Annotated in this window: 12 protein-coding genes; 8 read left to right on the top strand and 4 right to left on the bottom strand. The window is 56.1% G+C overall.

Annotated features, from left to right (window positions below; all coding sequences use genetic code 11):
* The first annotated feature begins 11 nt into the window (after positions 1-11).
* The 3 genes from menA (LPC22_RS01955) to LPC22_RS01945 all read left to right on the top strand — a co-directional run bounded on the left by menA (LPC22_RS01955) (position 12) and on the right by LPC22_RS01945 (position 2,814).
* Positions 12-992, top strand: coding sequence for a 1,4-dihydroxy-2-naphthoate octaprenyltransferase (gene menA, locus LPC22_RS01955; protein ID WP_229131830.1), 981 nt, complete (start codon positions 12-14; stop codon positions 990-992).
* A 66-nt stretch (positions 993-1,058) separates the two neighbouring features.
* The gene (gene menA / locus LPC22_RS01950; RefSeq protein ID WP_229131829.1) at positions 1,059-2,006 is read left to right on the top strand and encodes a 1,4-dihydroxy-2-naphthoate octaprenyltransferase; all 948 of its coding nucleotides are present in this window, start codon (positions 1,059-1,061) and stop codon (positions 2,004-2,006) included.
* A 67-nt stretch (positions 2,007-2,073) separates the two neighbouring features.
* Positions 2,074-2,814, top strand: a complete 741-nt coding sequence (locus tag LPC22_RS01945) for a phosphoglyceromutase (RefSeq protein ID WP_024626731.1) — start codon at positions 2,074-2,076, stop codon at positions 2,812-2,814.
* A gap of 166 nt (positions 2,815-2,980) precedes the next feature.
* On the opposite strand, the gene LPC22_RS01940 is transcribed toward LPC22_RS01945, so the two are convergent.
* Together LPC22_RS01940 and LPC22_RS01935 are read right to left on the bottom strand one after the other, a co-directional pair.
* Positions 2,981-5,212 carry a hypothetical protein gene (locus LPC22_RS01940; protein WP_229131828.1) on the bottom strand — a complete coding sequence of 744 codons (2,232 nt, stop codon included), beginning with the start codon at positions 5,210-5,212 and terminating at the stop codon, positions 2,981-2,983.
* Between the two features lie 238 nt (positions 5,213-5,450).
* The gene (locus LPC22_RS01935; protein WP_229131827.1) at positions 5,451-6,464 is read right to left on the bottom strand and encodes a LacI family DNA-binding transcriptional regulator; all 1,014 of its coding nucleotides are present in this window, start codon (positions 6,462-6,464) and stop codon (positions 5,451-5,453) included.
* A 334-nt stretch (positions 6,465-6,798) separates the two neighbouring features.
* Here LPC22_RS01935 and LPC22_RS01930 point away from each other — a divergent pair, with 334 nt between their 5' ends.
* From LPC22_RS01930 to LPC22_RS01920, 3 genes are read left to right on the top strand one after another with little or no spacing between them, the layout of a single operon-like run.
* Entirely contained in the window at positions 6,799-8,073 is a 1,275-nt protein-coding gene (locus LPC22_RS01930) for an ABC transporter substrate-binding protein (RefSeq protein ID WP_229131826.1), read from the top strand.
* A 14-nt stretch (positions 8,074-8,087) separates the two neighbouring features.
* Complete coding sequence (locus LPC22_RS01925; RefSeq protein WP_229131825.1) at positions 8,088-8,984, top strand: carbohydrate ABC transporter permease; 897 nt, start codon at positions 8,088-8,090, stop codon at positions 8,982-8,984.
* 53 nt (positions 8,985-9,037) lie between these two features.
* Entirely contained in the window at positions 9,038-9,892 is an 855-nt protein-coding gene (locus tag LPC22_RS01920; RefSeq protein ID WP_373312876.1) for a carbohydrate ABC transporter permease, read from the top strand.
* Positions 9,893-9,985: 93 nt separating this feature from the next.
* Here LPC22_RS01920 and phoU read toward each other — a convergent pair whose 3' ends face one another.
* Complete coding sequence (phoU, locus tag LPC22_RS01915) at positions 9,986-10,663, bottom strand: phosphate signaling complex protein PhoU (protein WP_229131823.1); 678 nt, start codon at positions 10,661-10,663, stop codon at positions 9,986-9,988.
* Between the two features lie 201 nt (positions 10,664-10,864).
* On the opposite strand from phoU, the gene LPC22_RS01910 reads away from it, so the two are divergent.
* A complete protein-coding gene (locus LPC22_RS01910; RefSeq protein ID WP_229131822.1) occupies positions 10,865-12,115 on the top strand; it encodes a sensor histidine kinase in 1,251 nt (416 codons plus the stop codon).
* Here LPC22_RS01910 and LPC22_RS01905 read toward each other — a convergent pair.
* Positions 12,048-12,335, bottom strand: a complete 288-nt coding sequence (locus tag LPC22_RS01905; protein ID WP_024626728.1) for a hypothetical protein — start codon at positions 12,333-12,335, stop codon at positions 12,048-12,050. The two genes, LPC22_RS01910 and LPC22_RS01905, sit on opposite strands and share 68 nt — an antisense overlap.
* A 140-nt stretch (positions 12,336-12,475) precedes the next feature.
* Between LPC22_RS01905 and manA the strand changes: the two genes are divergently transcribed.
* Entirely contained in the window at positions 12,476-13,861 is a 1,386-nt protein-coding gene (gene manA, locus LPC22_RS01900; RefSeq protein ID WP_229131821.1) for a mannose-6-phosphate isomerase, class I, read from the top strand.
* Positions 13,862-14,012 lie beyond the last annotated feature (151 nt).

Here is a 14,012-nt window from a genome sequence, read left to right as displayed (position 1 = left end):
GAGGGACGGTCATGAATATCAGGCTGTGGATGGATGGCATGCGTCCCCGGACGCTGCCTGCTTCGGTGGCGCCTGTCTGCGTGGGCGCTTCGGCTGCACTTTTGGAGCGGTCACGGCTCCTGGAACAGTGCACCAGCTCCTGCTCACCCCCTCCTGTCGACCCTGCCCTGAAGGCGGCCACACCGGGAAGGCTGGCCCTGATCGTGGTCTTGTTGGTCCTGCTCGCCCTGTCGATGCAGATCGCAGCCAACTTCGCCAATGACTATGCCGATGGTGTTCGTGGCACTGACTCCGGCCGTGGAGGCGAGGAGGCCGCCTCCGGCAGACCCAGGCGTCTGGTGGCCGCCGGCGTGCCGCCCAAGAAAGTGCTGTACGCCACCATGATCTCGGCGGCTTTCACCTGTCTGATGGGCCTCATCGTCATGGCATTGACCGGTCATTGGTGGATGATCCTGGTCGGGGTCTGCTGCCTGATAGCGGGCTGGTGTTATGTGGGCGGCCCGCATCCATATGGCTACCATGGGTTGGGCGAGGTCAGCGTCTTCATCTTCTTCGGACTGGTGGCCACCCTGGGTACCGAGTACTTTCTCATTGATAGGGTCGATACCGCCGGCATCCTTGGTGCTTGCGCCTGCGGGCTCAACGCTGTGGGCCTGCTCATGCTCAACAATTACCGTGATCTGGACGACGACCGCCGAGCCGGCAAACACACATACGCGGTTCTGGTGGGGGCGCGTGTAGCGGCCATCTCCATTTACCTGGTCTACATCCTGAGTCTGGTTCTGGGCCTGATCCAGTTCGTTCCGGCTGTCATGCGACGTGGTCTGCCCGGCTTCCCTCTAGTGCTGATCCTCCTGCCTGTAGCCGCTGTCTTTCTGCTGATCTGTCGAGCTTTTGCCCGTGGCCAGGTGCCCAAGGCTTTCGGCTTGGCAGGCAAGGGCACTCTGGTCTCCGCCCTGTGCTGGTCGGCGGGCCTGTTTCTGCAGCTGTGAAAATCTTGATAGGCTCATAAGAGAGCAGTCCGACTTTCGAGCGATTTGGTGGATAATCAGGCAATCATGTTCATCACACTTCGGGAATACAAGGACGCACTGCGACCCTCGGCCTTGCTCTGCTCACCCACGCCGGTCCTGATCGGCACAGCGGTGGCCCTCCGGCAGCTGTTCGACCAAGGGCTGGGACCAGATGCGCGCTTCTGGCTGATCGGTCTCTTATGTTGTCTAACGGCTGTGTTCATCCACAGCACCTGCAATCTGGCCAATGACTACTTTGACGGGATCAGGGGTACTGACGAGGGCCGGAGCAGCCTTTCGGGTGCGGGCGCTGACGGCTCGGTGCCTGATCTGCCCAGAAGAGGGGTGGCCGGTGGTGTGGAGCCTCGTAAGGTTCTGCTGTCTGCCTACCTCAACATCCTTATGGCTTGCCTGTCCGGTCTGATCCTCTGCTGGGTGACTGGCCACTGGTGGATGATCCTGGTCGGCATCTTCTGCCTGCTGGGAGCCTGGTTCTACACGGGAGGCAAGCACCCTTACGGCTATAGGGCTATGGGCGAGCTGAGCATCATGATCTTCTTCGGCCTGGTGGGCGTGTTGGCCACTCAGTACATGGAGACCGGCATCGTCGACCGCCATGGGTTCATCGGCGCCTTGGTTGGCGGTCTTATCTGCATTCCCGTTCTGGAGATTAACAACTATCGGGACATTGATGCAGATCCTCTGGCCGGCAAGTACACGCTGTCTTCGTTCATCGGACCCAAAGGCACACTGATTCTGATGGGGTCCTGCTATGTCCTGGCTGTGATCCTGGGCGTGGTGGAGTCATGGTCCCTGTCGGGCGGCTCTCTTGCAGCCGCTTGGCCTCGCCTGCTCTGCCTGCTGCCTGTCCTGGCCCTGGCCATTGCCACCACGGTGGCCAGCTGCCGGAACCGCTTCAGCAGGGCGTTCGCACTGTCGGGCTATACCGATCTGCTGACTGGATTCTGCTGGTTGGGTGTCTGCCTGCTTTAAGTGACCGCTCTACAGGGGGAGGTGTAGGTCCGCCAAACAGTCCCTCTTAGGTTTTAGAATTTTCACTATGACCTACAAACTAGTATTGCTCAGGCACGGCCAGAGCGCATGGAACAACACCAATCAGTTCACCGGCTGGGTGGACGTCCCGCTGACCGAGCAGGGAGAGCAGGAGGCCCGTAAGGGCGGCAAGCTGCTCAAGGATAAGGGTGTTCTGCCGGACATCGTCTTCACTTCTCTGCTGCGCCGCGCCATCAACACTGCCAACATCGCCTTGGACGAGGCCGACCGCCTTTGGATCCCCGTCAAGCGCGACTGGAGACTGAACGAGCGTCACTACGGAGCACTGCAGGGCAAGAACAAGACCGAGATCCGCGAGAAGTACGGTGACGAGAAGTTCATGCTCTGGCGTCGTTCCTATGCCACCCCGCCGCCCGAGATCGACCCTGACGACGAATACTCGCAGTCCCATGATCCTCGGTATGCCGGAGCCCCCGTGCCCCGCGCCGAGGCACTGGCCAACGTGGTCAAGCGCGTCACCCCCTACTGGGAGAGCGACATTGTTCCTGAGCTCAAGACCGGCAAGACCGTCCTGATTGCCGCTCACGGCAACTCCCTGAGGGCCATCGTCAAGATGCTCGACAACCTGACTGAGGATGAGATTGCCAAGGTCAACATCCCCACGGCCATCCCTCTGGTCTATGAGCTGGATGAGAACTTCAAGCCCATCAAGCCTCGTGGCGAGTACCTGGATCCGGAAGCAGCCGCGGCCGGTGCTGCTGCTGTGGCGGCCCAGGGCCAGAAGTGAGATCAAAATCCAACCGATGATCTCAATCGGACTTTGAATGCAGCACGTCCAAAGTTACTGAGGTGGTGCCGTCTCCTTTGTGGAGGGCACCACCTTTTCGTATTCCTGATACTTTCATACGGGAAAGGGCGGGAACGATGTTCTCGCCCCTGATGTTTGCGTGTACCTATCTGGTCCTAATGGTCAAAGCGATACTCTGCCCAGGTTCGACCTGCTCCTCCACGCCGACTGCTGAGCCATCGTGAAGATGGATAACACTGGCTTGGTATCGTCTGCTCTGACCGTTGAGCGTGACATCTTCCAGCATGGTGTTCGGTTGCATGGCAATTTGTAAATAGGCATGCAGGGGTTCATCGGTTCTGTTCGTGAAACGAAGCGTGTCGTCTTCTTGCTCGAAATCGACATAGCCACCGCAGAAAGCCAGATCCTTCCAGCTAAAGCGGCGCCACGGCGTGTAAGGAGCGATTCTGATGCTGCGGGTTTCCTGGTCGCGCTCGACTCCCATGATGTCGTGCAGGAAGAAGCTCACGAATTCACCCGCACACCAGCCGCACTTGCCCAGGCCACGTTTGACCTTGGCGGGTTCTTGCTCAGCATGCTCGAAGGGCCACCACCAGAAAGATCCATCCAGATCGGTGGTTCTGCGCAGCTCAAGCAGGGCATCTTTGAGTTCTTCTCGGGTGTTCGCCCTGCAGAGGCCATGGATCTGGCCGGGATAAGTAATTCCGTTGCTGTCGTCAAAGTCCCAGAAGTCGATTCCACCTGTAATCGGGGCATAATATGGGTCTCTGGTGCTGTGGGCCCATCTGGCGTGGTTGCGTATGCGCTCGTCGTCACGACTCGTGAATCCGTAAACGGAGGCCAATGTCAGGTCGCTTTCCTCTCCGTCATGGATGCCGATGATGCTTCCATCCCTGTTGGCCCCTTCCACATACATGGGGCTGCCATCAATGCTGCGGACGCATTTCTCGTTAAGTGACTGATGAAGTTCTTCAGCTATTTGCTCCAGTTGCTCTGCCTGACCGGTATCCAAGAGATCCGAGAAGTCCTCGGCCATGACCTTGGCGGCCTTCCAGGCCAGTATGTTGGATCCGGTGTGGTAATCGCCACGTGACGGCCCGTCCGAAATGTAAAGGGTCTCATACAGTTGACCTTGCTTAGGTCGTTCGGCGATCAGATCAGAGGCCAGCCCACGGACGTACTGGGTGAATGTACTTTGGTCCGCTGTGAAAGCCTTGCGGCCATGCCGATGAACCAACATGGAAGCCAGAACTACAGCAAGGCAGGAATTACCCAAGGAATGTTGGAATCCGCTGGCCTCGGGATGCATTCTGGCCTCGCGCTCCCAGGCATGGTCGGGTATGCCATACTGCGCAAGGAACTCGATCATGGGATTGGCCAGGTCAGGGTTGCTGTCGACCAGACCCATGGCGCAGTAGCCGAAGTCTCTGGTCCATACGTCAGGGAGTGGGTTGGCGTTGGATCCCCAGAATGAGCCAGCCGCTTTGCCGTCTGCCAGCAGAAGAAGACTTTGTCGGGCTAGTTCCGCCGAACGGGTGATGAGTTCACCGTACCATGGGTCTTCCGGAATCTGTACCTTGCCCAGGCTGCCTTTAAGGGCTTTCAAGGTAACGTTCAGAGCTTTCCGGCATTCCGGAATGGAGTTGAATGTCTGGAGGTTATCCTCTTGCTCCGAAAAATCGAAGACACTGGCCACGCTCCGACTTTCTCCTGGAGCAAGCCTGAGCATGGCCTTACATGTGTCGGGCGCGACAGGACTGTCCGATTCGCTTAGAAGATTGAATTTCAGGGGTAAAAGTTCTGTACCATCCTTGCCCTGCGTTGACGACAGAATCGATACATTTACGTCTAATGGCGTCGTTCCCCTATTGGTAAGTCGACAAAGCTGAATCAGACACAAAGGTCTGCTGGTGCTTTTCTGGGGCACGAAGATGATGGTCTGGCTGTGCAGATCGCCTATCGATGCATCGAAGACTGGTATGAGATCGTCTATGAAGCTAAGTGCGGGCGATAGACATTGACGGTTCAGACAATTGATCTGCATTCCAATGTGCCCTTGGCAGAAGGCCAGCTTCTTGTACACGTAGACACCAGGGATGGTCTTGCCTCGCATATCCTGGCGTCCTACCGCAACAACCGCGCGTCGCACCTGTCCAGTTCTGTCTAGGGCGGCCAGAAGGCGATTGTTGGATATATCGACGCTGAAAGGATAATCAGTGTATCTGCCCAGGTCGTATTCCATGACCATATCGTCAGGCCATTCGAGGCCTGCGGCGGCAAAGAAGCTTGCACGATTGCCAGCGGCACCCTTCGCATTGAACCCCATTAAGGTTTTCTCTGTTTTGGTTTCTTGTCGATCCGAGGTTGGCAACGGCATCAACTGCTCCTTTCAGCAAGTTTGTGCGGAACGCGGGTATCGCTTCATAAGCATGCTCGAGGGCCCATCTATGGTCATGGAGTCCGCATGGCGCAGCCATGCTTCCAAGCACATGATAACGTATACATCTGCAAAGGACAAAGAGATCTTCGCAAGTTTGACCATCATCTACTTAAGCTAGTGTCCGGTTGCGGATACTAGCCTTTGAAAATCCTGCCGTTGACATGCTAGCGGCGAGTCAGCGCTCCGGAGGGGCGGTTGTACTGCGAACAGCTAAGAAAGATGGCTGAATTTGCACGTTCTGGTCAGGGTTCTCGCCTTCCAACAATTTCAGTAGTGTCTGAGCGGCCGACTTTCCCATCTCGTAGGGATCCTGATGAATAGTGGTCAGCCCGATTTCGCGGGCATATGTCGAATCGTCGAAACCTGCAACCGATACATCTCGGGGAATTGTGTATCCCGAGCGCTGCATGCAGAAAAGCAGAGGGAGGGCATATTCGTCATTCATGCAGATTACGGCTGTCGGGTACTGGTCCAACCTGGCCAACTGGGATAAGGCGAAGTCTGCTCGAGTATCGTCTTTGGGTGCATATACAACTGTTGGACTGACCTGATCCCCTAATTGGGAGCAGATCGAGCGGAATGCCTGCAGACGTGCCCGACCATTCCATTTGAAATGTTCAGTCTCTGGGTCCAAGCAGACATAGGCGATTTTATGATGCCCGAGGTTGACCAGATGGTTGATGATCAATCTCATGCAGCTGGTCTCGTCTATGCCTACGGTTGCCGAAAATTCCGGAATCGGTTCGGTGTTGATTCCGATAAGCGGGATGCCCGTCGTGGCTAATTTGTCGGCCTCTGTGCAGGGTATTTGGAAGGAGACCACAAGTACAGCATCAGCATTGCGTTTGATAGACATATCCGAAAAGAATGCATGGCGTTCCTGCGTATCCGATACGGCGTATAAAGCGATGTCATACCCCGCGTCATGGAGAACGGAGTTGAGGCCAGCCAGAACATGTGAGTCATACCAGGAGTCCAATTCTCCGCCAGTCAAGAAGGCGATTCGTGCCGACTTGCCCGACTTCAATGCTGAAGCAGATCGTGAAATGGTGTAGTCCAGGTCCTGTGCGACTTTGAGGACTTTTTCCCTGGTTTGCGGAAGAACCTTGTCGGGGAGAGTAAATGTACGGGACACCGTGGCTATTGAAACCCCGGCTCGATCTGCTACGTCTTGAATGGATGCACCCACGATGCCCTCCTATTGTTACCGGGGCTCTTGCCTGCAAAATTTTACCATGCTTGATTAAATAATGGATACGTATACATTATGTATTGGTCTTTTGCTAGAGAGACTTGTCTCTGAACAAAGGCGATGAAGCCTGATCAAACCTAATATCAGGCAGAACTTGCTGAATTGCTTGGCGTCTAAAGAACTTGCAGGGCAAAATTATAGGTGCTAACGTTTACATCAGCTGGTCGGAATGCCAATGTGGGTTTCTGTAAGTTCCATTTCGACTGGTCTAACCACAGGTCGAACCGTATTGTGCAGCGCTGCGGTTCGAACGGGCAGAGGAGAAACGTCAATGAAGATGACGAAGAACACATTGGTGCGTGTGCTCGCGGCAGCTCTTACTGCCGTGGCTCTGGCACCTCTGTCGGCATGCGGTGGATCCGGAGGCGCCAATGTGACGACGCTCAGCTTCTTCCAGACTAAACCAGAAGCAGTAGAAGATTACACCAGGATTATCGCGGACTTTGAGCGACTTCATCCGAACATCAAAGTGGTGCAGAATCAGGTCTCTTCAGCCGACACAGCCTTGAGGGCTCTTCTAGTCAAGGATCGCACGCCTGATGTTATAGCGTTGAATCCCAACGGAAGCATGGGCAAGATGGCCAAGGCTGGAGTATTTTATGATTTCAGCAACACGCCTATAAGCCATAGGATCCGCCCGGTCATGCAGTCCGTGATCAATGGGTTGGGACGAGATGGCAAACAGATCAATATTGTGCCTTATGCCGGCAACGTATGCGGCATTACTTATAACGTCGATTTGTTCAAGCAGCATGGCATCAAGGTGCCCAAGACCTGGAAGGATCTTGAGCAGGCAGTTGCCACTCTGGAAGCCGACGGTGTTGCTCCCTTTATCGGAACATTGGGCGATCCCAATCGCGTTTCAACGCCTTTCGACGGTCTGGCTCCTTACTACGACAACAACGGGTTCTGGGACAAAATGCGCGCTGAAGGTAAAAAGGTAGGGCCGGATTCGCCCGTTTCCTTCCAGAAAAACTTTAAACCTCTGATGGAACGGCTCTATTGGATTTATCAGCACTCGACCAAAGACGTGAGAACCATGACTTACGAGGACGGAACTTCCGCTTTCGCGAGGGGTGAGGGAGCCATGCTCTTGGCGGGGAACTGGTCCATGGCGCCGGTCCTGCAAATCAACCCCAAAATGCACATAGGCTTCTTCCCCTATCCCACAGATGAGGCCGACAAGGCCATTCTCGTCTCTGGCGGAGATGTGGCGATCACCATGGGTGCACATCCCAAGCATGAGAGGGAATCAATGGCCTTTATCAACTACCTATACTCGGACGAAGTTCAGCGTCGTTTCGTAAAGTCACAACAGCTTATTCCTTCACTCTCGTCTATTCCTGTGGACGAGAACCCGGCCATGAAGCCGGCCAAATACTGGATAGATTCTGGCAGGATCCAGGGATATGCGGATCATCAGATACCCTCCAGCATCAGCTACAACCCAATATTGAACAAAGCCATGCTGGACGGCGACCTGGATTCGGCCCTCACCACACTCGACAAAGAGTGGGGCAAGGTTGCGGCCAGAACCATCGAGTGATTGGAGGCAAACGCATGACTATGACACAGACGACAGTCGCCACAGGCACTCACCGGCATCGTCGGTTTGCCGAGGCCACTTATTACTGGATGGTATGGCCTTTTATCATTCTCTTCGCCATCTTCCACACCATCCCCATGCTGGCGGGTATCTTCTTCAGCTTCACCAACTATGCCGGTTACGGAAAATGGCACATGGTGGGTCTGTCGAACTACGTCAATCTCTTTGGGGATGACAGGGTTCTTCACTCGTATCTGTTCACCATTTTCTTTTCATTGGTGGCTACCATCCTGACCAATGTCATTTCCTTGGCGATTGCCTTGGCCTTGAATGCCCGGATCAAGGCAAGAAATCTATTTAGGGGCATCTTTTTCATTCCATACGTGCTGTCCATGCTGATCATCGGATATGTCTTCCAATTCTTCTTTTCCAAGTCAGTACCGAAGATCTTCTCAGCAGTTCCTCTGCTCAGGGATAACATCCTGACCAATGAGCACTGGGCCTGGGTGCCTATCGTTATCGTGACGGTATGGCAGGCCTGCGCTTTTGCGATCATCATCTACCTGGCAGGTCTGCAGACTATTCCTGCAGATATCTATGAGGCGGCTTCGCTCGATGGGGCCACGGGATTTAAGGCGTTCAGATCCATCACATTGCCTCTGATCATGGGCTACGTGACCATAAACGTGGTGCTCAATATCAAGAACTTCATGCAGGCATTCGATCAGATAGTCGCCTTGACCGATGGCGGGCCAGGGATGGCTACTGAATCGGTGACTCTGCAGATTTATCAGGGTGGATTCACAGGCGGCGAATTCGCCTACCAGTCTGCTGATGCAGCCATTCTCTTCCTGATCATCACGGCTCTTTCAGTTATACAGCTTCGTTACCTTAATCCGAAGGAGGATTAAGCGCCATGACCTCCAGTCAAGTTATGAATGCCATTCCGGCAAAGTCCTCAGGTATGAATCCACATGCACAACAAGGTCATGGAAGGCGTCTCCATAGGGTTAATTGGTGGTTGACAGCCCTAGTGGCCGTATGTTCATTGACTGTTCTTGTACCGCTGTATTTTGCAGTGGCGGTCGCGCTTAAAAGTCCTGAACAGCTGGCTAAGGGGACAGGCTTTGAATGGCCCAATCCAGTGCATTGGGGCAATTTTGCGGAGGCCTGGGCCCGGACCAATTTCCCCAGAGCGCTTATGAACACGGCCATGATCACGGTGTGTTCAGTGATACTGACTCTGCTGACCAGTTCGGTCTTGGCTTATGCACTAGCCCGGAATATGCACAGGCCCTTCTTTAAGATCGCTTACTACTACTTCTTGGCAGCCATGTTCATTCCGTTCCCTATTGTGATGCTCCCGGTTGTCAAGGAAACGGGATTGCTTGGCCTTGATAACCAAGCAGGTCTGATTGTGCTGTATACGCTGTATGGGTTCTCGATGAACATCTTTCTGTATACGACTTACCTGCATTCCATTCCCATGGAGTTGGAAGAGGCTGCTCGGGTTGATGGGGCATCGACCTGGCGGGTGTTCTGGCAGATTATTTTCCCACTTCTCATGCCGATGAATGCAACCGTGGGAATTCTGACCTGTGTATGGGCATGGAACGACTTCATCATGCCTTTGGTGGTGCTTACGGATCCTGGTGCAAGAACCCTGCCATTGGCCCAATATGTGTTCCAAGGTCAGTACAACACCAATTACACCGTGGCTTTCGCTTCCTACCTGATGGCTATGGCTCCCTTGCTGATCGTCTATATATTCTCTCAGCGGTGGGTCATCTCCGGCGTAGTGCGCGGCTCCATAAAATAGACAACTCTGGATCCAACACCACTCGAGTATAAAAAAGGAACGGCCCGCCACCCGATGAACTGTCGGGCAGCAGGTCGTTCCTTTGTTGTTTATTCAGTCCAAGTCGATGTCCAGATCCTTGGGGTCCTTGGAGGGGTCGAAGCCTGAAACGATGTAGACCACACGTCGGGCTGCCGAGACGCCGTGGTCTCCCAGGCGCTCCATGAATCGTGCCACCAGAACCAGGTCGATCAGCTGCTGTCTGCTCCCCTTCCAGTCGTCCGAGAGGGCATAGCTGAAAGTTTTCTGATGAAGCTTGTCCATCTGGTCATCGCTGACGATGATCTGCTCGGCTATAGTCGTGTCCCTGTCGGAGAGCATGTCGACCAGGCGATCGGCCATGACATCCAGAAAATTCTGCATCTGTTTGAACAGGGGAATGACCTCGTCGGGCAGGGTCGGTTCGGGGTAGGAGCGCCTCGCTGTCTCGGCGATGTGCCTGGCCAGGTCTCCCATGCGCTCAAAGGTGGCTGACAGACTCAGCGTGGAGACCACCACCCGCAGATCAGTGGCCACAGGGCTCTGCTTGGCCAGGAGCCTGATGCATTGGTCAATGATGCTGGCCTGGAGGTTGTCTATATCGGCATCCCCGTCGATGACCTCCTGGGCTGTCTCCACGTCACAGTCCATCAGGGATCGTCCGGCCTTTTTAATGGCATCGCGAACCTTGGCGGCCATCCGATCGAGATCGTCGGCCACCAGCCCCAGCTCCTCGTTGAAAATCACGCGCATTGTTCTTCCCTTTCGGCCTCGGTCAACGATATGACTCCAGTCTATGTGACCGGCATGGCAAGAAAAAGCCAGTCCTGAAGAATGTCGGGCCATTGGAGCGGCGATCGAAGTCGGATATGCGAGAATAAAGCCGAAACTGCCGATGAGACTTGGTTAATGTCGCAGCGTCCGGGGTCGGCGCCGGACTGGAGGGAAGTCCTTATGAGACGGTTCATGGACCGCCTATGCAGCTTTATGGGCAACCGGAGCAAGGATGGTGAACAGGCCGATAGCGGGGCATTGGAAGGCTCGACCCAGGCTCTGCTGGCGCTCATTCCTGCCGCCACGGTTGTGGTCGATGGCGATGACGAGGTTGTTCGCTCCAGTCCGGATGCCTACAGGCTGGGAATTGTCAGCAACGACGAGATTGCGGATCCGAAGATCATCGAGGCCATTGCGCAGGTACGTCGCTCGGGTGGTCGACGCAGCTTCAATCTGACCACGCGAACGCCTACGGAATTCGCTCTGGATGCCGCTACCGGGAGCTCGGAATCCGATGATTGGGATATTGCCGAGGTCGAGGATTCCGGGGAAGCGACCCATGTTCAAGCCCAGGCGGTATCCAGAAGGAACTGGCTCAAGGTCACTCTGGGGCGTATCGACAAGTCCTTGGTCGTGGTGCTTATCGATGATGTGAGCGATTCGGTCAGGTTCGTTCGGACCAGGGATGCCTTCATGACCAATGTATCCGAGCAGATGCTCAAGCCGGTTCAGGCCCTTGAGGAGCTTGCGGCGCAACTGAAAACCACCTCGCATCTGGAGGGGGACGACCCGGATCTGCTACGCAGCCACCTGCGCAGCGTCTCCAAGGATGCCTCCTCGGTCCAGCGTTACAGTGCCTATCTGGGGCATGTGCTCAAGGATCTTCTTCTGCTCATCCGGGCTCAGGAGCGGATCAAGCCCAGCAGGGAGAACGTGCTTGACGTGGCTGAGCAGATAAGGACAGTGGTTCAGGATGAGCAGGATGGAGCTGATCAGGCCCATGTGACGCTACGGTGGCGATGCGACCAACCACTGACTATTCACGGCGACGGGCAGCAGATCAGAGTGGCCTTGGCCAAACTGGTGGAGAATGCCATATCCTATTCAGCTGCTGGCTCGACTGTCTCCTTGGTGGCACAGGCCTCCAAGGACGGGAAGTACGGGATCATCAGGGTGGTCGACCACGGCCGTGGCATATCCAAGGAGGACCAAGGCAGGATCTTCGAACGCTTCTACCGCGCAGACAATCAGAATGAACAGACGGCGGTGGGCATCGGCCTCGGGCTGGCCATTGTCAAACATGTGGCCCTGACCCACCATGGATCGGTCACTGTCTGGAGTGCGCCGGGAGAGGGGAGCACATTTACGCTGATGCTTCCTCTGGCTCAGGGTCCGGTTGCTGGGCCAGACGGCGATAATCCCAGCGATTGAAGTGCTCCCAGATCATCAGCAGGATACCCACACCAACCCCGGAAAGGCAGACAATAAGGGGCTTGGTGACCGTCATTCCGGTCAGGGCTAGGATGCCCACGACGGCCAGTGCCAGAATCCAGGCTCCTGTGCCGAGCAGGAAGATGCGTCGCAGATCCACCTGCACGGGACGCGGCGATGGCCTGCGGGCGTCCGGATCGAAAATGGGAGCCAGCTTCATACCCCCCACTGTACCGTTCGCAATGACATGCGGCGACTCCCACGCCTTGCCCAGGCCTCGGCCCTTGTCCTATCATGACGGGGATTGGTGGGTTCGTATGCACCGGCCCATGGAGGGATTTCCCGTGGAAAGGGGAGTGCGTGTATCCGATCCAAGCTGTGGAGAAGCACTACGCCTGGGGCTCACATGACCGACTGCAGCGCATGTTCCATCTGCAGGAGTCAGACGAAGGCCAGGGGGATACCTTGGCGGAGATGTGGTTCAGCGGGCACACCGAATCCCCCTCGCCCCTGACCCTGCCCGACGGCTCGCTCATGCCGTTGACCGAGGCCATTCGCCGCAATCCCATGACCATGCTGGGAGAGCGCGACTCTCGCCTCTTCGGCCCTACATTGCCTTACCTGTTCAAGATCATTTCGGCCCGCATCCCTCTCTCCCTGCAGGTGCATCCCCTGGATTTCGAGGCTCGTGCCGGTTTCAACCGTGAGAATGCCCAGGGGGTGCCTGACGACGATCCGAGACGCTCCTTTCACGACAGTCTGGCCAAGAACGAAATGGTGGTGGCCTTGGAGCCCTTCCAGGCCTGTGTAGGCTTCGCGACCATTTCCACTCAGCTGACCCTTTTGCGCGCCGTGGACCACCCTCTGGCTGAGCTGATGACCCAGGCGCTGACCGCCCGTACCTTCCACTTGGGAGTTCCGCCGGCCCGCTTCGCTTCGGCTGATGCCATGATGCCGGTCTCCTCTTTAATCTGGCCGGATTCCCGCCGGCGTATTTTCCGGGCCTTCCACGCCGCCGTGACTGCCGAGCCAGAGGCGGCCCGCGGTATGGAAGAAGCCTTGGAGGCTGCCGCTGGGCGACTGCGTTCGAAACGAGCGGGCGCCGTACTGAATCATGCCCTGTGTGCTGCACGGGCCTTTCCGGAGGACCCGGCTGTGCTCTGCCTGCTCATGCTCAACCCTGTGGATCTGGAGGAGGGCGACTCGGTCTACATCCCCGCCGGGACTCCTCACGCCTACATCCGCGGCACCGCGGCAGAGATCATGACCAACTCCGACAATGTGCTCAGGGCTGGCATGACCCCCAAGCATCGGGATATTCCCAACCTCCTGCACAGCCTGGACTGCCAGCCTTCAGCCCCCATCGACCCGTCCAGCTCCATGATTGCCACCCTGATCATGCACAATATGGTGACCTACCGGCCCAAGATCAACGAGTACATGCTGGTCTACGGGCATGTGGAGGAGGGTGGAGCCACATGGCCCCTGCTTAACAGACTTCAGCAGCGTTACGGGGATCTGATAGAGCGCCTAGGGCCTCGTCACCTGATGATTCCGCGCCGCGGGCCGCGCATCATCGTCTGTACTGATGGTCGGATCCGTTGTGCAACTGCTGACCAGTCCTGTGTACTGGATCAGGGTCAGGCCCTTTTCATTCCTTCCCAGGACGGCCGTATCGACATCACCATGCCCCAGGATTCCGACGAAGCCGGCGGGTCCTTCCTCTTGGCTTCGACCCCGGTTTAAATCAGGGTTCGCTCAGGGTGGACCATACAGGACTCAAAACCGAGAGACACGCCGTGGCGGGCGGCACGCATGCGGGTTTGCCCATGTCCGCCTTATGTCCGTATAATCCTAGCGTATTCCGTGGTTGTCGAAGATGAGCGACCACCGAAGC

It is taken from the genome of Bifidobacterium mizhiense (assembly GCF_020884755.1).
GTDB classification, from domain to species: domain Bacteria; phylum Actinomycetota; class Actinomycetes; order Actinomycetales; family Bifidobacteriaceae; genus Bombiscardovia; species Bombiscardovia mizhiensis.
This window is presented reverse-complemented; position numbering and strand designations above follow the sequence as displayed.

Coding starts and splice junctions, on each gene's coding strand:
- menA (WP_229131830.1), top strand. CDS start 12: ATGAATATCAGGCTGTGGATGGATGGCATGCGTCCCCGGACGCTGCCT.
- menA (WP_229131829.1), top strand. CDS start 1,059: ATGTTCATCACACTTCGGGAATACAAGGACGCACTGCGACCCTCGGCC.
- LPC22_RS01945 (WP_024626731.1), top strand. CDS start 2,074: ATGACCTACAAACTAGTATTGCTCAGGCACGGCCAGAGCGCATGGAAC.
- LPC22_RS01940 (WP_229131828.1), bottom strand. CDS start 5,212: ATGCCGTTGCCAACCTCGGATCGACAAGAAACCAAAACAGAGAAAACC.
- LPC22_RS01930 (WP_229131826.1), top strand. CDS start 6,799: ATGAAGATGACGAAGAACACATTGGTGCGTGTGCTCGCGGCAGCTCTT.
- LPC22_RS01925 (WP_229131825.1), top strand. CDS start 8,088: ATGACTATGACACAGACGACAGTCGCCACAGGCACTCACCGGCATCGT.
- LPC22_RS01920 (WP_373312876.1), top strand. CDS start 9,038: ATGAATCCACATGCACAACAAGGTCATGGAAGGCGTCTCCATAGGGTT.
- phoU (WP_229131823.1), bottom strand. CDS start 10,663: ATGCGCGTGATTTTCAACGAGGAGCTGGGGCTGGTGGCCGACGATCTC.
- LPC22_RS01910 (WP_229131822.1), top strand. CDS start 10,865: ATGAGACGGTTCATGGACCGCCTATGCAGCTTTATGGGCAACCGGAGC.
- LPC22_RS01905 (WP_024626728.1), bottom strand. CDS start 12,335: ATGAAGCTGGCTCCCATTTTCGATCCGGACGCCCGCAGGCCATCGCCG.